The sequence below is a fragment of the Streptomyces sp. NPDC006798 genome (genome assembly GCF_040635975.1).
Lineage (GTDB): Bacteria > Actinomycetota > Actinomycetes > Streptomycetales > Streptomycetaceae > Streptomyces.
Genome location: NZ_JBEYIS010000002.1, coordinates 98,014 through 116,010 on the forward strand (window position 1 = coordinate 98,014; position 17,997 = coordinate 116,010).

The 17,997-nt window shown below is 74.1% G+C and carries 14 protein-coding genes; 7 read left to right on the forward strand and 7 right to left on the reverse strand.

Annotated features, from left to right (window positions below):
* Window positions 1-60: 60 nt before the first annotated feature.
* The 3 genes from ABZ714_RS01625 to ABZ714_RS01635 all read right to left on the reverse strand — a co-directional run bounded on the left by ABZ714_RS01625 (window position 61) and on the right by ABZ714_RS01635 (window position 3,442).
* Window positions 61-1,320: a lipase family protein gene (locus tag ABZ714_RS01625; RefSeq protein ID WP_358823095.1), complete on the reverse strand. Its 1,260-nt coding sequence runs from the start codon at window positions 1,318-1,320 to the stop codon at window positions 61-63.
* Window positions 1,321-1,655: 335 nt separating this feature from the next.
* Entirely contained in the window at window positions 1,656-2,318 is a 663-nt protein-coding gene (locus ABZ714_RS01630) for a response regulator transcription factor (RefSeq protein ID WP_358823096.1), read from the reverse strand.
* The gene (locus tag ABZ714_RS01635) at window positions 2,315-3,442 is read right to left on the reverse strand and encodes a sensor histidine kinase (RefSeq protein ID WP_358823097.1); all 1,128 of its coding nucleotides are present in this window, start codon (window positions 3,440-3,442) and stop codon (window positions 2,315-2,317) included. The genes ABZ714_RS01630 and ABZ714_RS01635 overlap by 4 nt, the downstream gene beginning before the upstream one ends.
* A 219-nt stretch (window positions 3,443-3,661) precedes the next feature.
* Between ABZ714_RS01635 and ABZ714_RS01640 the strand changes: the two genes are divergently transcribed.
* The gene (locus ABZ714_RS01640; protein WP_358823098.1) at window positions 3,662-4,084 is read left to right on the forward strand and encodes a DUF6223 family protein; all 423 of its coding nucleotides are present in this window, start codon (window positions 3,662-3,664) and stop codon (window positions 4,082-4,084) included.
* Window positions 4,085-4,775: 691 nt separating this feature from the next.
* Here ABZ714_RS01640 and ABZ714_RS01645 read toward each other — a convergent pair.
* Window positions 4,776-5,315 (reverse strand): DUF1062 domain-containing protein, encoded by a 540-nt coding sequence (locus tag ABZ714_RS01645; protein ID WP_358823099.1) that lies wholly within the window; start codon window positions 5,313-5,315, stop codon window positions 4,776-4,778.
* Window positions 5,316-5,550: 235 nt separating this feature from the next.
* Here ABZ714_RS01645 and ABZ714_RS01650 point away from each other — a divergent pair, with 235 nt between their 5' ends.
* Complete coding sequence (locus ABZ714_RS01650) at window positions 5,551-6,765, forward strand: helix-turn-helix transcriptional regulator (RefSeq protein ID WP_358823100.1); 1,215 nt, start codon at window positions 5,551-5,553, stop codon at window positions 6,763-6,765.
* Between the two features lie 324 nt (window positions 6,766-7,089).
* Complete coding sequence (locus ABZ714_RS01655; protein WP_358823101.1) at window positions 7,090-7,596, forward strand: hypothetical protein; 507 nt, start codon at window positions 7,090-7,092, stop codon at window positions 7,594-7,596.
* 61 nt (window positions 7,597-7,657) lie between these two features.
* On the opposite strand, the gene ABZ714_RS01660 is transcribed toward ABZ714_RS01655, so the two are convergent.
* Entirely contained in the window at window positions 7,658-8,131 is a 474-nt protein-coding gene (locus ABZ714_RS01660) for a carboxymuconolactone decarboxylase family protein (RefSeq protein ID WP_358823239.1), read from the reverse strand.
* Window positions 8,132-8,412: 281 nt separating this feature from the next.
* Between ABZ714_RS01660 and ABZ714_RS01665 the strand changes: the two genes are divergently transcribed.
* The 4 genes from ABZ714_RS01665 (at window position 8,413) to ABZ714_RS01680 (ending at window position 11,542) form a co-directional block, all read left to right on the forward strand.
* Window positions 8,413-8,970, forward strand: coding sequence for an RNA polymerase sigma factor (locus ABZ714_RS01665; protein ID WP_358823102.1), 558 nt, complete (start codon window positions 8,413-8,415; stop codon window positions 8,968-8,970).
* Window positions 8,963-9,286, forward strand: coding sequence for a hypothetical protein (locus tag ABZ714_RS01670; protein ID WP_358823103.1), 324 nt, complete (start codon window positions 8,963-8,965; stop codon window positions 9,284-9,286). Before ABZ714_RS01665 ends, ABZ714_RS01670 begins: the two co-directional genes overlap by 8 nt.
* A gap of 9 nt (window positions 9,287-9,295) precedes the next feature.
* The gene (locus ABZ714_RS01675) at window positions 9,296-9,790 is read left to right on the forward strand and encodes an NUDIX domain-containing protein (RefSeq protein WP_358823104.1); all 495 of its coding nucleotides are present in this window, start codon (window positions 9,296-9,298) and stop codon (window positions 9,788-9,790) included.
* Between the two features lie 354 nt (window positions 9,791-10,144).
* The gene (locus ABZ714_RS01680) at window positions 10,145-11,542 is read left to right on the forward strand and encodes a hypothetical protein (RefSeq protein ID WP_358823105.1); all 1,398 of its coding nucleotides are present in this window, start codon (window positions 10,145-10,147) and stop codon (window positions 11,540-11,542) included.
* An 81-nt stretch (window positions 11,543-11,623) separates the two neighbouring features.
* Here the strand turns inward: ABZ714_RS01680 and ABZ714_RS01685 are convergent, their stop codons facing one another.
* Together ABZ714_RS01685 and ABZ714_RS01690 are read right to left on the reverse strand one after the other, a co-directional pair.
* On the reverse strand, window positions 11,624-13,360 hold the full coding sequence (locus tag ABZ714_RS01685; protein ID WP_358823106.1) for a serine/threonine-protein kinase: 1,737 nt from the start codon (window positions 13,358-13,360) through the stop codon (window positions 11,624-11,626).
* A gap of 380 nt (window positions 13,361-13,740) precedes the next feature.
* Window positions 13,741-17,994, reverse strand: a complete 4,254-nt coding sequence (locus tag ABZ714_RS01690) for a helix-turn-helix domain-containing protein (RefSeq protein WP_358823107.1) — start codon at window positions 17,992-17,994, stop codon at window positions 13,741-13,743.
* Window positions 17,995-17,997: the final 3 nt, after the last annotated feature.

Here is a 17,997-nt window from a genome sequence, read left to right on the forward strand (position 1 = left end):
TGCCCGGCCGCGCCCCCGGCTACCGGCTACCGGCTACCGGCTACCGGCCCGGCTACCGGGTCAGCGCACCCCGAGCCGGGCCTTGAGCCAGGCCGTGGTCTCGGCCTCCGACGCGTCCATGACGGTGTAGTGGGTCGCCGTCGGGTACTCCCGGTACGTCACCGGTGAACCGGCCTTCCGCAGGGCGTCGGCGTACGCGGCCACCACCGGGGCCTGCACGATCTCGTCCTTCGCGCCCTGGCCGACGAAGAGGGGCCGGTCCAGCCGGACGACCGGCAGGTCGGCCCGGGTCCGAAGAACGTTCAGCAGCCCGGGTACCGTCTCGGGCCGCCGCTTCCAGATGTTGTCGTCGTTCAGGCCCGCCCGTCCGACCTGCTCGACCAGATCGAGGGCGCATTTCCCGCGGGCCGTCGGAACCAGCGCGCGGCCCCGGCCGGAGAACAGTCCGGTGTAGTCGTATCGCGGGCCGAGCGCCCGCAACCCCTCGGTGACCAGCGGATACAGCGCCGTACGGGCGATCCGCTCCTCCGAGGCGGAGTCCGAACGGTCCGACACCAGCCGGGACATGGTCGTCGGCGGCGCGGTGGCGACGGCGCCCCGGAAGTCGAGACCGGGGGCGTAGCGGGTGGCGTACACGGCCGTACTGATCGCCGCGTGGCCGCCCTGGGACTGGCCCGTCACGACCCAGGTCTCCGAGGTCCCGATCCCGGCCTGCCGGGCGGCGCGCACGATGTCGATCGTGCCGAAAGCGGCGCTGCGGGCATGCAGATAGGGGTGCGGACCGGGGGTGCCGAGCCCTTCGTAGTCGGTGGCGACGACGGCGACGCCGCTGTCGAGCCAGTGCCGGATCTCCGGATAGCCGGCGAACTCGTGGGCGTCGACCCGGCTCGGGGCGCAGCCGTCGGCGTTCCCGACGGTCCCGTGGGCGAAGGAGACCACCGGCCAGCCGCCCTTCGGCGGCTTCCCGGCCGGGGCGAAGACCATCCCCGACACGGTGACGCGCCCGCCGTTCGCACCGGTGGAGGTGTACGTGATCACCTGACCGGGCCCGCCGTGCGGCCGGGCCGACGGGGGCAGTTCCACGGCCGAGACCAGCCGCCCGCTGCCGCTCGCGGCCCGTACCGCCGCCGCCTCTTTGGCCTCGGCGGTCTTCTGGGCCGTCTGCGCCGACGCCTTCGGGGACGCGCCCGGGGACGCCTCGGCGGACGCGGAGCCCTCGCCCGTGCAGGCGGCGACGGTGGCGGCGAGCACGCCGACGGCCACCAGCCGGGTGCCGACGGCGACGGCCCGGCGGGGTCGTTTCGGTCGTACAGAGGTCACGGGGGTCCCTTCGCGAAATGCGGTCGAGTACCCCGGGGGCGGCCGTGCACAGCGGCCCCCGGTCATGATCGTCACGCGACGCACCGAAAGGTAACCGCCGTACGGCACCGTTCTGAAGGCACCGGGAGGCCGATCGGGGGGTCGTCCCCGATGACGACGGCCGTTTGGTGTCTCGTCCTCGTGGCGCACAACCGAAGGGCCCGGATTCCCCTCCGCGCGCGGGGGCCGGGGACTTCTCGACGGGCTGATGAGCCTCGCCCCGGCGCACTCGACCAGGGGCCGAACCGCGCGGGATCCGCGTACGCGATCCGCTTGCGCGGCGCCGTCAGGGGCCGTCAGGGGTTCTGGGCCCGCACCAGGCCCGTCTCGTAGGCGAGGACGACGAGTTGGGCCCGGTCGCGGGCCCGGAGCTTGGTCATGGCCCGGTTCACGTGCGTCTTCGCCGTCAGTGGGCTGATCACCATCTGGTCGGCGATCTCGCCGTTGGACAGGCCCCGTGCGACCAGGACGACGGCCTCGCGTTCCCGGGTGGTCAGTTCGGCGAGCCTCCCGGCGGTGCGGCCGGGCGGAGGCTGGGTGACGTACCGGTCGATCAGCTTCCGGGTGATCGACGGCGCGAGCAGGGCCTCTCCCCGGGCCGCGACGCGCACCGCGTACAGAAGGTCCTCCGGGACGATGTCCTTGACCAGGACCCCGGCGGCGCCCGCGCGCAGCGCGTCGAAGACGTATTCGTCGAGGCCGTAGTTGGTGAGGATGACGACACGTACCCCGGCCAGGGCGGGATCCGCGGCAATCCGGCGGGTCGTCGCGATGCCGTCGAGGACCGGCATCCGGATGTCGACGAGCGCCACATCGGGCAGGTTCTCCCGCGCCAGCCGCAGCCCCTCGGCGCCGTCGGCGGCCTCGGCGACCACCTCGATGTCGTCCTCCAGATCGAGGAGTGCGCGGAAACCGCCGCGGATCAGCGGCTGGTCGTCGACGATCAGGACCCGGATCACGGCGCCCCGTCCAGGACGAGTTCGGCTCGTACGGTGAAGCCGCCTCCGCTCCTCGGCTCCGCCCGCAGCCGCCCGCCGAGGGCGGTGACGCGCTCACGCATGCCGAGCAGCCCGAGGCCGGGCACCGGGGCCGCGCCCGGGACCGCCCTGCCGTCGTCCTCGACCAGCACCACGACGGACCGGGGACCACGGTCGATCCGGACGGAGACGGTGGCCGCCCCGGCGTGCCGGGCGACGTTGGTAAGCGCCTCCTGGACGATCCGGTAGACGGTCCGGCTCACCGCCGACGGCAGTTCGGGCCGGTCCGCCTCGACGGTCAGGGTCACGTCCAGACCGGTCCCGCGGGCCTGCTCGACCAGTCCCGGTATCTGGTCGAGCCCGCGCGGCGGTTCGGTGCCGTCCTCACGCAACGCCTCGAGGGTTGCTCTCAGTTCACGGGTCGCCTCGCGCGCCGCCTCCCGGATAGCCAGTACGGGAGGCGGGACCTCCTCGCCCCGCCTGCGGGCGGTGTGCACGGCGACCTCGGCCTGCACCTTGACGACGGAGATCTGGTGGGTGAGGGAATCGTGCAACTCGCGGGCGATCCGAAGCCGTTCCTCGTCGGCTCGGCGCCGCGCGGTCTCCTCACGGGTGCGTTCGGCTTCGTCGGCCCGCCGCTCGGCCTGCCGCAGCGCCTCGCCCGCCGCGCCCGCCGCGATCAGCCAGGCGATCTCCAGCGCGCCACGGGCCCGCGCGAACGCCTCACCCGTGGCGTACGGGCCGGCCGCCAGAGCCGCGAGCGGAAGCAGGGCCAGCACGGCGACGCTCGCCACGATCGACACGGTTCGATGCCCGGCCCGTACCGCCGCGTACACGGCGAACAGATAGGCGACGGCCGGTACGTCGAATCCGGCTGCCTGATGCCCCACGGCACACAGCCCGGTGACCGCCAGCACGGTGACCGGGGCCCGGCTCCGCGCGGCCAGCGCCAGCCCGCCCACGGCCAGCAGAACGAAGCCGGTCACGGCCCGCGCGGTCTCCGGCTCGTACCGCGCCGCCCCGGTGATCAGCAGCGCCGCCGCCACGGCGACGGCGACGAACCCGTCCCCGTACCGGCTCCACCGGGCGGACACCCCCGTCTCCATGCGCGCACCCTAACGACCCGGCGCCCCGCGGCGAGTCCTCCTCGGGCAGGGCGCCCGGCTACCACGTACGTGGTAGCCGGGCGCCCTCGCGCGCCATCGGCGGCAGCCCGAAGTGTCCACGTCCGCCGGACGACCGGGAGCGGGCCGGGCAGGCATGCTCGAACCCGTCACGCCCCGTTACGTCAAGGTCCCGTCCCTGCTGGCCGAGGAGCACGTCTCATGAACCGCCGTCATCCGTTCGCCGTCGTCCCGGCCGCCCTGCTGGTAGTACTCGTCTCGGCCGCACCCGCGGCGGCGCATGCCCCGGCCCCGCCGATCGCCGCGGACATCACCGACTTCGGCCTCGGCCGCGCCGGGGCGTCCATCGGCGCCCTGCTGGGGCTGGCGGCGATCGCCGTCGCCTGTCTGGCGCTGGCCCGCCCCACGGCCCGGCTCGGCACGACGACGGGGAGGCTGGGGGCGGGACTCGCCGTCGCGGCGGGCCTGGGCGGTATGGCGCTCGGCGCCGTGGTCGCGGCCACCGCGGACGGCGGCCTCGGTACGGGCAACGGCCTGGGCGGGGCGTACGCGGCGATACTCACGGGCGGGATCGGCACGGCCGTGGGGGTACGAGCGATGAGGCGCGCCCGGCGCACGGGCTGACCGGCAGGGCGTCAGACCCCGGCGCCCCCGGCCCGGCGCGAGGCGAGGAACTTCTCGGCCGCCGCCACGGTCTCCCGGCGGAGTTCCTCGTCGGAGTCGGCCCACACCCTTTCGGGATCGACGACCTCCATGCCGCAGGCCACCAGTTCGCCCAGCGGTTCGGGAAAGCGCAGGGCTTCGGGGCGATCTCCCAGGAGAAGAGACGGGCACCGAAGGCGGGGGCGAGCGTCCCGTCGGCGATCTGCGCGGCGACACGCTCGGCCATCGCCCAATGCGCCGCCACGGGGTCGGCGGGCGGCTCCCAGCGCAGCCCCAACTCGTCGAGCACCTGCTCGAACAGGGCCCGGGCCTCGGGCTCCTCACGCCGGAGCAGCCCGGCCAGGAGGGGGAGCGAGGGGGAGTCGATGACCGCGAGCAGCGCGTCGAAACCGGCCCGGATGAGCCGGTGGGACCCGGCGGGGATGCCGCACACCCCGTCCCACGCCAGCTCGTTCAACTGCCGCAGGGCTTCGTCCCGCTCCATCGCACCGCCACCTCCGTCGACCGCCGACACGGGCAGGCTCGCACGGCCACGGCCTCGGGGCCATCGGGTTCCGGGGCCGTCCGGCGGAGTCGCACCGGACGGCCCCGGTATCCGGGGCTCAGGGGCCGGGGGTCAGTGGTCAGGGGTCAGGGGTCAGGGGTCAGGCGCTCAGCGTTTGAGCGTGAAGCCGAAGGCGCCGGTGAGCCTGCCGCCCAGCCGGACCGCCGAGACGAGCTTCCCCTCCTCGACGAGCCGTTCGACCTCGGCCCGTGGCAGCCCGCAGCCCTCGGCGATCAGCCGGACCGGGATCCGGGCCCCGAACCGGACCTCGACATCGATCACCTCCCGGTCGGGGTCGGCCGGTCCGCCGGTGTCGAGCCGCCAGGCGCCGTCCCAGTCGAGGGCGATCCGGTTCCGGCGCCGTACGCCCGGGTCCTGGAGCAGTTCGGCGGCCAGGCCGGGGTCATTGGCATGCAGCCGGTCCAGCAGCCCGGGGCGTACGGCGCGGACATTCGTCCGCTCCAGGACCGTGAGCTTGGCGGTGGTCCCGCAGCCGGTGCAGAGCACCAGGAGCCAGACGTCGAGGAGTTTGTGGTGGGCGTTGACACGGAACTTGCCGTTCGCCCGGAAGCGTTCGGAGCCGCACGCATGGCAGCGGCGGCGGACGAGCGGCAGACAGGTGGGGGTGACCACCCAGTTTTCGAGCACAGAGATACACCGGTTCCCGTGAGAAATCCGCAGCAAGAAGCGGCGCGGCGCACAGCGGCGACGCGCGACAGATCAGCGCTTGGGAGGTCTCACACGGTGTACAACGGCACGTCCTCACGCGGGCGGCTGGGAACGTCGGCACGGTACGGCGCCCGGCGGCCCCGGCTCCACCGGTTTTCGGGCCGTCGCCGGAGGGCGCGGCCCGTGCGCGCGACGCGGGCGTACCCTCGGGCGCATGGCTGTTGAGCACCTCGGGGAGCGGCTCGCCCGCCTCCGCCGGATCGCCGGTCTCACTCAGGAAGCCCTCGCGGAGCGGGCGGGCATCTCCGTCGACGTGGTCAGAAAGCTCGAACAGCAGCGCAAACACAGCGCGCGGCTGCCCACCCTGCACGCGCTCGCCCACGGCTTGGGCGTGGAGCTGACGAGCCTGCTCGGGGATCCGCCGGGGGTGCCGTCGACCGGGGAGGCTGACCCTCCGCGACTGGTCGCCGTCCGCCGGGCCGTCATGCCGCCCCTGTTCGCGCCGCCGCCGGAGCCGAACGCGGTCGAAGCGCTCTCCCTCCCGCTGCTCCGGCGGGAGATCGCCGCCGGGTGGACCCTGTACCACGACGCCGAGTTCGGCCGGCTCATGGACGCACTGCCGGGGATCGTCGCCGACGCCCGCTTCGCGTCGTCCGTCGGCCGGGCCGAGGACCGGGCATCGGGGCAGACGGCATTGGGCAAAGCCCTCCAGCTCGCGGGCCATCTGGCGATCCGGCTGGGAAAGACGGATCTGGCGCTCTCGGCGCTCGAACGGGCCATAGGCGCCGCCGGGGATTCGGACGATCCCTTGCTGGCGCCGATGATCAGCAACTCCGTGGCCTGGAACTACCAGCGGCAGAACCGGCTGGACGACGCCGAACACCTGGCGGTCCGCGCGGCCGACGCGGTCGAGAAGGTCCCGGGCAGCTCGGTCGAGCAGGTCCGGGTGTGGGGCGGCCTGGTGATGTCCGCCGCGACCAGTGCGGCCCGGCGCGGGGACTACGACACCGCGAACCGGATGATGCTCGAAGCCGAACACGCCACCCGGCGGCTCGCCGTACTGCCTTCCCCGGCCGACGCCCGGATGGTCTCCGTGTTCAGCCCCTCGTCGGTACGTATCGAACGCGTCCGTCTCGCCGTCCAGCACGCCCGCCCCGCAGAGGCGCTGACCCTCGCGAAGGGCATCCGCCTCGACGCGGACACCCCGCGTTCCTGGCACACCTGGCTCCTCCTCGACGTGGCCCGGGCCCATGCCGACCTGGGCAACCCCGAAGGCGCGGTCGCGGCGCTGGAACGGCTCCACAGCATCGCCCCCGCCTGGATACGGCATCACACCCTGGCGGTCACCATCGTCAAAGATCTCCAGGCCGGAGGCCGGACACCTCACGGCCTGCGCCGGATCGCCGAATTCCTCGGCGTATCCAACTAGGGTTCCCAAACTAGGACGTTACGTCCCTGTCGGGCCGTGACCCTTCCCGCGACGATCACCTCACTACGGTCCGGGCGGAGACGTCGCCCGGCGAAAGGGGTGTGTCCGGTGACGAGTCCACTGACGCTGAACCACGGACTTCGCCAGCAGGGCTTGGACGAGGTTCGTGGGGCGTTGGACGTGTTGGGGTGTTGGCGGGTGCGGGAGTGGTCGGTGGTGGTGCGGTTGGCGGGGCGGGTGGGGCCTTTGGTGCGGGGTGCGGTGATGTCTTCGGTCGTCAGGGACGCCCTGCCCGGGTATACGCGGGCCGCGTTGGGGTGGTGTGTGGCGGACAGCCGTGCGCTGGGGCGGGCGTGGCCGCATGCGGACCGGGCGGAGGAGTACGGGCCCCGGATCGCGGGTCTGGTGATGGATGTGGCGTATTTCGCCGGGCTCTGTGATCCGGTGGGGGCGGGGCGGTGGGCGGAGGCGGATCCGGACCGTACCGGGGACGCGGAGGCGGCTGTCGGGTTACTGGACCGGTGGGCGGGGCTTCCGGCGGCCTGGCGGGCGGCCGTGCTGCGGGAGGCTCATTACGGTGCCAGGACCCGGGGGCGGCTGGCCTTCGGTGAGGCCGTCGCGTTGGCCGCGGCGTACGCGGGGAAGGGCGCGCTGCCGCCGATGCCGGGGTATGCGGAGTTGCGGGGTGTCGACGCGCCTGAGCTGGCGCGGCGGATTCTGCGGCTGCCCCTCGACTGGCGGGTGGAAGCCTTCCGGCGGATCGCCGCCGGGGCGGATCCGCTGGCCGTGGAGGCCGACGCCCGCCGGGCGATCCGTACCACCGTCACCTAACGGCGGGCCCGGGAGGCCGCCGCCGGGAGCGTGGCGGCGGTCTCCGTACCGGGTGACCGGCTCAGCCGAACTGGCCCACGACGTAGTCGCCCGCCGGCTGGCGGAGGATGACGTTCAGCCGGTTGAAGGCGTTGATCAGGGCGATCGTGCCGACCAGCGCCGCCAACTGCTCCTCGTCGAAGTGCTTGGCCGCGTTCGCCCATACCTCGTCCGAGACGCCGCCGCCCGCGTCGGCGATCCGGGTGCCCTCCTCGGCGAGTTCGAGGGCGGCGCGCTCCGCGTCGGTGAAGACCGTGGCCTCGCGCCAGGCCGCGATCAGGTGGAGTCGGGTCGGGTCCTCACCGGCCGCGATGGCCTCCTTGGTGTGGATGTCGAGGCACATCCCGCAGCCGTTGATCTGGCTGACGCGGATCCTGACCAGCTCCTGGAGGGTGACGGACAGATCCGCCGGGGTGATCGCCCTGCCCGCGCTCACCAGGTGCTTCAGGGTCTTCGCCGCGACGGGGCTGCCGAAGAGGTTCAGCCGGGCTTCCATCATGTGCTCCTCTGTCGTTGTCGTGCCTGTACTCACATGACTCGGTGGAGCACGGGAATGTGACAGGGCCCGGTGTGACCTGCGTCTCCCCGGGCCGCCGGATCCGTCACGGGCCGGTTGAATCCTTCCGCGGGCAGCGTGCCTCTCATGGGCGTACGGACGCACGGGCCGTACGGAACCGGAGGTGGTCATGACCACGGCACTCGTCATCGGCGGCGCGGCGGCGGTACTCGTCTGCTCCTGCCTGCTCATCCTGCGGCTGCGGCGGAACGGGAGCCGTCGTGGCTGACCCCGGCTGGCCCGGTGAGCTGCTGGTCGACGCCGCCCGGGACGGCGACGAGGAGGCCGTCGCCGCGTTGCTGACCGGCTCGCATCCGCACGTACGGCGGTTCGCGCACTCCCTGTGCGCCACCCCGCAGGACGCGGAGGACGCCGCGCAGGAGGCGCTGATCATCCTCTACCGGAAGATCGGGATGCTGCGGGCCTCGGGCGCGCTGGCGTCCTGGATGTTCCGGATCGTACGGAACGAGTGTCTGCGCCGGGCCCGGCTGATGGTCCGGGGGCCCGGTCCCGTGCCCGACGACGCGCCCGTCCCGTCGTTCGAGGAGGACGTACTGCGGCGGCTGGAGGCCGAACTCGTCGCGCGGGCCGTCTCCGAACTCCCGGCCGACCAACGGCAGGTGCTGATCATGCGGGACGTGCAGGGGTACAGCGGGCGGATGACCGCCGACGCCCTCGGGCTGAGCACCGCGGCGATGAAGTCGCGGCTGCACCGGGCCAGGGCCGCCGTCCGGCAGTCGCTCGAAGGGGGCGACCCGCGAGGTGGTTCCGATGTCTGACGGCGACGAGCGGCGGAAGGGGGACTTCTCCAGCCGTACGGTCCCCCGCCATCTGGCCCGGGGCGCGGCCGGGTTCGGCGCGCTGGCCGGGTCCGTACTGCTGCTGCCGCCGCTCGGCCCGTGGAGTCTGCTGCTGGCCCCGGTGGGGCTGCTGGCGCTGCGCGGCTGCCCGATGTGCTGGGCGGTCGGTCTGGCGCAGACCCTGTCCCGGGGGCGGCTGCGGCGGCGCTGCGGGGACGACGGGCGGTGCGAACTCACCCTGAGCGGGACGGGGGTTCCGGCGGGAGGCGGAGGCGGAGGCGGAGGCGGAGGTTAGCGTGATGCGATGGTCTCCGTGAAGCTGCGTCATGCCGCCCGTGCTCTGATCGTCGACGAGGACGAGCGCGTCCTGCTCTGCCGGTTCGCGATCCGCGAGCCGCCGGGAATGGTGGTCTGGGCGGCTCCCGGCGGGAAGATCGAGCCCGGCGAGAGCCTGCTCGAAGCGCTCCGCCGCGAGCTGCGGGAAGAGGTCGGGCTCGTGGTGGACGGCGAGCCGCCGCACGTCTGGCATCAGGAGGTCGTGGCCCCGGGGCACGCCAGGGGCCACGACGGCGTGATCAATGACTTCTTTCTCGTCCGCACCGCCGCGTTCGAGCCGCGCGGCACCCTGTCGGCGGCCGAACTCGCCGCGGAGAACGTCACCGGGCTGCGGTGGTGGCCGCTGCGCGAGATCGCCTCGTACGACGGTACGGATCTCTTCGCCCCGCGCGACCTGGCGACCCCGCTGACGGCCCTGCTGGCCGGGGGCGCCCCGGCGGAACCGGTCCGGCTCGGGCTCTGAGGGCGCGGGGCGCCGGGCGGTCGTACGGGCGGGCCCGTACGACTCCGGACGCGGGGACGGGCCGTACGCCTGCGGTCACGTACGCCTCCGGAGGCGTACGGGCTCATCCCTCCCCGTGCACATGGCGGCACCGGCCCTGCGGGGCGCCGCAGGCCGGGCGGGTGCCGGGCGGGCGGTGGTGACGAGACATGACGATGTCCCCGTTTCTGATTCCTGATTCCTGATCCGCGGTGTCTGGGACGATGACCCCAGACTCGCGGAACGGCGCGGTGCTGCGGCAGGCGCAACGGTGCTGCCGGCCGATCGGCAGCACCCGGCCAGGACGCGGTGAGGACGGGGGGCGACGGCGACACCATGACCGGACTCAAGCCGATGGACGACGACACGGCACCCGAGGTCGCGGCGCTGGCGGGCGCGTTACGGGAACTCTTCGCGGATCTGGGCGTCTCGGTCCGGCGGTACGCGGTCCGCCGCTCCTACGACTCCGCCACCGTCTCCCGCTACCTCGGCGGACGCCGCGTACCGCCGTGGGAGTTCGTGCTCCATCTGCTGCACGACGTGGCCGAACGGCGCGGTACCGTCCCCACCCGGGAAGCCCTCGAACTCTTCAAGGACCTCTACAACTCGGCGCTGGAGAGCGGCCGCAGCCCGGTCCACCGGGCCCGGCTGCTGGAGCGGAGGCTGGCCGACGCGGACCGGGAGGCCCAGCGCGCCGCCACCCGGGAGCGCTGGCTGGAGGACACCCTGCACGACCGCGAACAGCGGCTCCGGGACCTCCAGATGCGGTTCCGGGAACTCCAGGCGATGCCCTTCGAGCCGTCGCCGGACCCGCTGGACGACACCCCGGCGGGCCCGGCGGGCGAATACGACCGGCTGCGGCAGGAGATCCAGGCGCTGGAGGACGAGCTGACCCGGGTCCGGGCTCTGCACCAGCAGGCGGAGGAACGGTGCGAACAGCTGGAACGTCAGCTCGCCGAGGCCGAAGCCGCGGACGAGGACCAGCCCGATGAGCAGGCCCCCGATCCGGCCCGGCGGCTGCCGGAGGTGGTACGGAGCCCTGCTTCCGGGGAGGACGGCTACGTCGGGGAGGACCGTACGGCCTCCGCCTGGTGGACGGGTGACGTCGGCGGCCAGCAGTACAACACGTACAACGTCGTCAACACGACGGTCACCGACGGCTGGCAGGTGGACGAGGAGTTCGTCTTCGCCCGGAGCGTCCGGATCTCCGACGACCAACGGCACCTCGGCAACGGACTGCTGCTCGACCCCACCACGGTGGTGACGGTCAGCTATGTGCTCCAGCAGCTCAAGGACCGCTTCGGCGGCCCGAGGGTGCAGTCGGCCACCGGCGAATGGGTATCGGCGACCCCGGTCGAGATCACGGCCGAGACGAACCAGGAGTCCCTGTACGAGGGCGGCCCGCCGCTCGCGGTACTCCGGCTCGACTCGCCCGTGCCCCTCTCGGAGCATCCTCTGACGCTCGACGGCCGGTTCACCCCCGGCCGCCAACTGCTGGTCAGCGCCTTTGCCGCCGACGGCCGGTTCTCCTGTCTGCTGGACATCACCGGCCGGACCGGCGACCGGCTGCGGGTCGCCGGGGACATCGTCAACGGACTCGGCGGGGCGCCGGCGTTCACCAGCACGGGCGCGCTCGCGGGCATCGTGATGGCGCGCTGGAAAGAGGGGCGGGGCGGGTACCTGCTCCCGGTGACGGCGCTGGGCGCACTGAAGTCGATCACCCTGGGCGGGTGACCGGGCGGGGCAGATCGGGCGGGCGGCTCGGGTCGGCCGGGCAACTCGGGCCGGGCGGGCAACTCGGGCCGGGCGGGCGGCTTACGCCCCCTCGGCCCGCCACACCGTCAGATCCGCGGTGACGAAGGCGTGCTCCGGCATCGCGGTCGACTTCACCTGGAGGACGAGCAACCCGATGTCCCCCGAGGGGTGCTTGACACAGATCTCGCTCCCGGCCGCCGCGGCGGCCAGCGGAAGGCGCTTCTCGCCGCCCTGGGCGAGCATGGCCCGGCACTTGCCGGGGCCCGTGCCCGGGTCCCCGTACACCATGACGAAGACACTGCGGTCGCTCTCCAGGGCGCAACTGGCCGCCCGGCACGTGAGCCGCATATCTCCTCGGCGGTCCTCACGGGTGACCGGCTCGGTGAAACTCACGGAGTTCTTGCGGTCGAACCAGACCATGGGGTGCGCGATCGGTCGCGGCTTCCCCGGTACGGCGTCGGTCTCCCACGCCCAGCCGTCGTCCCGGGTGCCGGTGCCGGTGCCTCCGGTTCCGGTTCCGGTTCCGGTTCCGGTGCCTCCGCCCGTGTCGGCGGCGGCCTTCCCGGAGCCGGGCTTCGAGGTATCCGGCGACGCTGATACGCCGCTCTTCTCACCGGTCTCCAGAGGTCCGGCCGACCGCTGGGAAGCGGACTCCTTCCGCTCCTGGTCCCGGAGCCGGTCCAGCGTCTGATAGCCGCCCCAGATCACGCCTGCCAGCGTGAGCGCGCCCGCGGCCACCGAAGCCGCCGTGAACAGCGCCCTCCGGCGGCGACGGGCCTTGCGCGCACCCTCTTCGTCCACCGATGCCGGATTCGCGGCCGGCGGGTGGACCCCGAACGGCAGCGTGCCGATCGCCGTCTCCTGCGGTACCGGCGCCGGAACCGCCGCCTCCGGACCGGCCACCTCCCGCCAAATCGCCGGGCCGCCCGCGCCACCGGCGGTCCCTTCGGCCCCGTCCGCCCCCGCGCCGTCCGCCAGATGACGGCGGCACCAGGCGACGATCTCCGCCGGAGTGATCCGGTCCGCCGGTTCGGCCGCGAGACAGCGGGCGATCAACGGCCGCAGTTCCTCAGGCAGCCGGGAGAGCTCGGGCTCCGAGTGCACGATCCGGTACAGCACACTGACCGAAGGGCCGTCCCCGTACAACGGCTCGCCGAGCGCCGCGAACGCCGCCGTCTGCCCGAGCGCGAAGACATCGGTCGCCGCCGTGACATCCCCCGCGGACGCCTGTTCGGGCGCCATGAACGACGGGGTACCCACCGCCGAACCCGTCACCGTGTACGACGTCACGTCCGACGCCAACGAGATACCGAAGTCGATCACCCTCGGCCCGTCCGACGCCAGCAGCACATTCGACGGCTTCAGATCGCGGTGCACGATCCCCGCAGCGTGAATGGCCTCCAGCGCCTCGGCCACCCCCGCCATCAGCCACAGCACGGCGCGCGGCGGCAGCGGGCCGCGCCGCGCGACGGCCTGCGTGAGCGACGGGCCGGGCACGTAGAGGGTGGCCAGCCACGGCGGCGTACCGTCCGCGTCGGCGTCGATCAACTCGGCGGTGTACGCGCCCCGGACGCGGCGCGCCGCGGTGATCTCCCGCCGGAACCGCTGCCGGAACGCCGGGGCGTCGGCCAGCTCCGGCCGCACCACCTTGATCGCGACCGGGCGGCCGCCGTCGGTATGCGACAGATACACCCGCCCCATGCCACCGGCACCGAGCCGGGCGGCGATCCGGTACCCGGCGACGAGCCGGGGGTCGTCCGGCTGCAAGGGCTGAAACGTCTCGGCGGCGTGTGTCATCGACGGTTCGTCCCCCTGGTGATCTGCGCCTTCTACGCCCCTTCACCCTAACGGCCCCCGTGGCGGGGCCCGCCTCCCTCGAACTCCGCCCGCCCCCGGGGGGTGGTGCCTCCTCCGGAGGAGTTTTCGACCGCGTGCCGTCTGTGGCTGGTCGCGCGGTTCCGCCCCCTATACCTTCGGCAATGGGGGGACCCCCAGCGCCTCGGCTCTTCGAGTGAGGCCCACGCCACCCGCTCAGCGAGGCGAGTGTTGTCGGGCGACCGCGCCCGGCCACCGGCGGTCCGCGGACCGCCGGCAACAGCAGCCCGCCGGGCGCGACCCGGGTAGTTCGGGGCGACGCCCAGGAGGGCCGAGGCGCTGAGGGTTCCGCGAGGAACCTGTCAGGGCGCGCAGGACTCGCGGAACGGCTGGGACGGGAAGTGGTCCGGCCATTCGTCGCGGCTCAGGCCCGGGCCGTCCAGCGCGCAGATGCGGTGGATGACCGACGCGACGTCATGGCTCCAGAAGCGGATCGCCGAGTCCGGGCCGGATGTCACCAGGGACCGGCCGTCCGGGGCGAACGCGGCGCCCGTCACCGGAGCCGTATGGCCCGACAGCGGGGTGAGCGGGACCGGGCGGGCCGGGTCCGTGACCTGCCAGAGCTGGGCCGTACGGTCGTCGCTCGTGGTCACCAGCGTGCCGCCGTCCGGTGAGTACGCGACTTCCCGGGACGCCTCCCGGTGGCCGACGAGTACGGCGGCGGGCGCCGGGTCGGGTCCTTCGACGTCGGTGAGGTCCCAGATCCGGACCCGGCGGTCGTCGTTGGTCGTCGCCAGATAGCGCCCGTCGGGCGAGAACGCGGCCCGGTTGACCTGGTTCGGGTGCGGCAGGACCGCGAGCGGCACGGGGCGCCGGGGATCGCGCAGGTCCCAGATCCGGGCCTGGTAGTCGCCACCGACGGTGGCGAGGGTGCGGTCGCCGGGGCCGCCGAGGGCGAGGCCGTTGATCCGGTCGGTGTGCCGGTTGAGGGTGGCCAGGGCGACCGGGCGGCGCGGGTCGGAGACGTCCCAGACCCGGGCCCGGTGGTCCTCGCCCCCGGTGACGAGGAGTTCGCCGTCCCGGCTGAGTACGGTCGCGTACACCATGTCCCGGTGCTGGTCGATCCGGCCGAGGGCGACCGGGCGGGCCGGGTCGCGGATGTCCCAGAGCCGGGCCGTCCCGTCGTCGCCGCCGGAGACCAGGAGCCGGCCCGATCCGTCGGTGTGCAGGGCCGTGACCGTCCGGGTGTGGCCGCGCAGTACGGCCACGGGGCGTTCCGCGTCCGGCCCCCGGGCGGGCCTGCCGCCCGCCGTGCGCCAGAGCCGTACAGTGCCGTCCCCGCCGCCGGTGACCAGCAGCTTTCCGGCGTGCGGCCCGGGCGGGGCGTGGACGACCGGGATGCCGCCCGGCGGTCCGAGCAGTACCGGCGGCGGCAGATGCCACAGCAGCAGCAGCCCTTCGTCGTCGCCGGTGGCGAGCGTCCCGCCGCCGGGCCCGTACGCCACCGAACGCACCGGGTTCGGCTGCGGCAGCGCCAGGGTCTGACGGCCCGACGCCACGTCCCACAGCCGGGTCGTCTGGTCGTCGGCGGCGCTGGCGAGCTGCCGCCCGTCGGCCCGGAACGCGACACTGTTGACGAGCCCCTGGTGGCCGGTGAGCTGCCGGGCCCGGCCGGGTACCGGGTCGGGGGTGAGATGGAACGGGTTCCGTGCGTCGTGGTCCGGCGGCGGTGCCGGGTCGGTGAGCGGAGTAAGCCGTACCGTACGGTCGAAACTACCGCTGGCCAGCAGCTTTCCATCGGGTGCGAAGGCGACCGTACGGACCTGGGCGCGATGCCCGTCGAGCACTCCGGCCGGACGCAGCGGGCCGGACATGAACGGCAGCCGCCACAGCCGGACGGTGCGGTCGTCACCGGCGGAGGCGAGGGTGTCGCCGTCGGGACGGAACGCGATCGCGTTGACCGGCCCGCGATGGGTGTCGCGGGTCCGCGCGCTCCGGGGCGAGTGGACCCCGGTCGCGTCGAGCCCCCAGACCCTTACCGAGCCGTCCTCGCCGCCGACCGCGAGGGTGTGCCCGTGCGGATGGAACGCCAGGGCGCGGACGGGCGCGCCGGTCGGGACGGCGTAGTCGAGCCGCCGGCCGGCGTCCAGGACCCGGACCCGGACCACGCCGTCGTCGCCGCCGGAGGCCAGCAGCCTGCCGTCGGAGCTGGTCGCGGTACGCGTCCCCGGCCGGGGCTCCTGGACCACGGCGGTCGTCCGGGGACGGCTGGGATCCCGGGTGTCGGTCAGCCGGACAGTCCCTTCGTCGCCCGCGCTGACCAGGGTGTTTCCGGTGAAGGCGAGCCGGTTGACGGTCCAGTGGTGCCGTCCGGCCCGGGTGGAGTAGAGGCTGCCGGATGAGGCGAGGAGCGCGCCCCGGGTCGCGGGGGTACGGACCAGGCGGTACGCGGCCAGGCTCAGCCGCATCGCCTGCGACGGGTCGACCTGGCGCATCCGTTCGGCCTGGTCGACGGCCACTTGGGCGGCGGACGCGTCGCGTTCGGCGATGGCGGCGGACCGCTGGAGGAACGCGAAGGTCGTGGCGGCGCAGGTGAGGACGGAGAGGGCGGAGAGCGCCGAGACGAGTTGGCGGAGCCTCCGGGTCCGGCGGCGGCGCGTGGCGGCCTCGGCGTCTCGGTGGGCGAGGGACGCGGCGAGGAAGCGGGCCTCGGGGGTGGCGGCGGTCTTCGTGGAGGTGGTTTCCGTGGTCGTGGTTTCCGTGGCGGTGGTGGTGGTTTTCGTGGCTGCTGCGGCGGCGGCGGCGGCGGTGGGTCCGGCCCACTCGACGGCGAGTTCGAGCTGGGCGCCCCGGTAGAGCAGCGCCGGGTCCCGGCCCGCCCTCTCCCACGCCTCGGCCGACTCCACCAGCCGCTGACGGCCCCGGAGGCGGTCCCGGTCCGCGTCGATCCAGGCCCTCAGCCGGGGCCAGGCGTACAGCAGCGCCTCATGGGTCAGCTCCACACCCTCCGTGCCGAGCGACAGCAGCCGGGCACCGGCGAAGGCGGCCAGTACGCTCTCGGCGCCGTCCGGGTCGGGCAGCGGGGACCGCAGCCGGTCGTGGCCCACCCGGCGGCGGGTGTCGTGGTGCCCGCCGCCGCCCCGCGTACCGTCACCCGTCTCACCCGCCTCTCCCACGTCTCCCACCCGGACCAGGCTCAGCAGAAGTTGGCGCGCGGTCGCGCGGTCCGCCGCGCCGAGGCGCTCGTACACCCGCTCGGCGCTGGCGGCGACCGCGCCCCGGATCCCGCCGGTGCGGTGGTACGCGGCCACCGTCATCCGGTCCTCGTCGTCCCGCTGCTGCCAGGTCGTCAGCAGGGCGTGCGCCGTCAGCGGCAGGGCGTGGGCGCCGCCGCCGGGATGACCGCCCGGGCCGCCGCCGGGATGGCCGTCGTCCACCCCGGCATCCCGCAGCAGCACCTCCACCAGACCGGGTTCGAGGGTCAGCCCGGTCCGCTCGGCGGGGCCGGTGATCGCCGTACGCAGTTCGGCGGGGCTCATCGGGCCGAGCGGCAACTGGCCGTGGCGCAGGGCGGCGACGAGTTCGGGGTGTTCGAGACAGCGGCCGTAGAAGTCGGCGCGGACGCCGAGGACGACGAGGACGCGGTGAGCGGGGAGGGCCGGGTCGCAGAGGGCGGCGATGAACCGGCGGCGTTCGGCCGGGTCGGGGCAGAGGGTGAAGACCTCCTCGAACTGGTCCGCGACGATCAGCAGTCCGGGACTGTGTTCCGGGCGGGTGTGCGAGGCGTTCCGTAAGGCCGCCGCGAACGTGCCGTCGTGGAGCGCGCGGAGGGCGGCGTCGGGGGTGAGACCGAGCCCGGGGGCTCGCCTGCCGCCCGAACTGCCGGCGGTGGCGGGGTCGTACGCTTCCGCGACCGCCCGCGCGAGGGCGTGCAGAGGGTGCGCGGTGGGGGTGAGGGTGACCACCGGCCACTCGCGGGAACCGGCGGCGGGCAGGGCGCCCCGGGCCACGGCGGGCAGCAGCCCGGCGTGGAGCAGGGACGACTTCCCGGCACCGGAAGGGCCGACGACGACCACGGGGCCGGAGAACTCTCCGGCGCGGTCGGCGGGAACGGTGCTGTCGGCGCGGTCGGTGCGGTCGGCGCGGGGGGTGGGGATGGCGGGGCCCGGCCGTTCCGGGTCCGCGCCTGCCGCGTAAGGCCGCAGCTTCTCCGCGAGCCGGGCGACGAGTTCGGCGGTGACCCGCTCCCGGCCGAAGAACCACCCCGCCTCCTCCGCGCGGAAGGCCGCGAGCCCCGGATACGGGCACGGGCCCGCGCCCCGGCCCGTCGCGCCCGGTCCCGGAGCCAGCGCCAACAGCCGCCCGCCCGCGTCCAGCGCCTGATCGCAGCAGAGCGCGAACCCGTGCGTGACGGGCTTCTGACCGGTCTCGACCTTGCTGATGTAACCCCGGCTGTAGTGCGCGCGGGCGGCGAGATCGGCAAGTGAGAGACCGCGTTCGGTCCGCAGCCGCCGCAGCAAGGACCCGAAACCCTCGTCGCCCTGGGGCGAGGGCCCAGGGACGATCCGCAGGTCAGCCGCTGTTTCCCGGTTCCCGTCCGGCAAGGCGACAGTCACCTC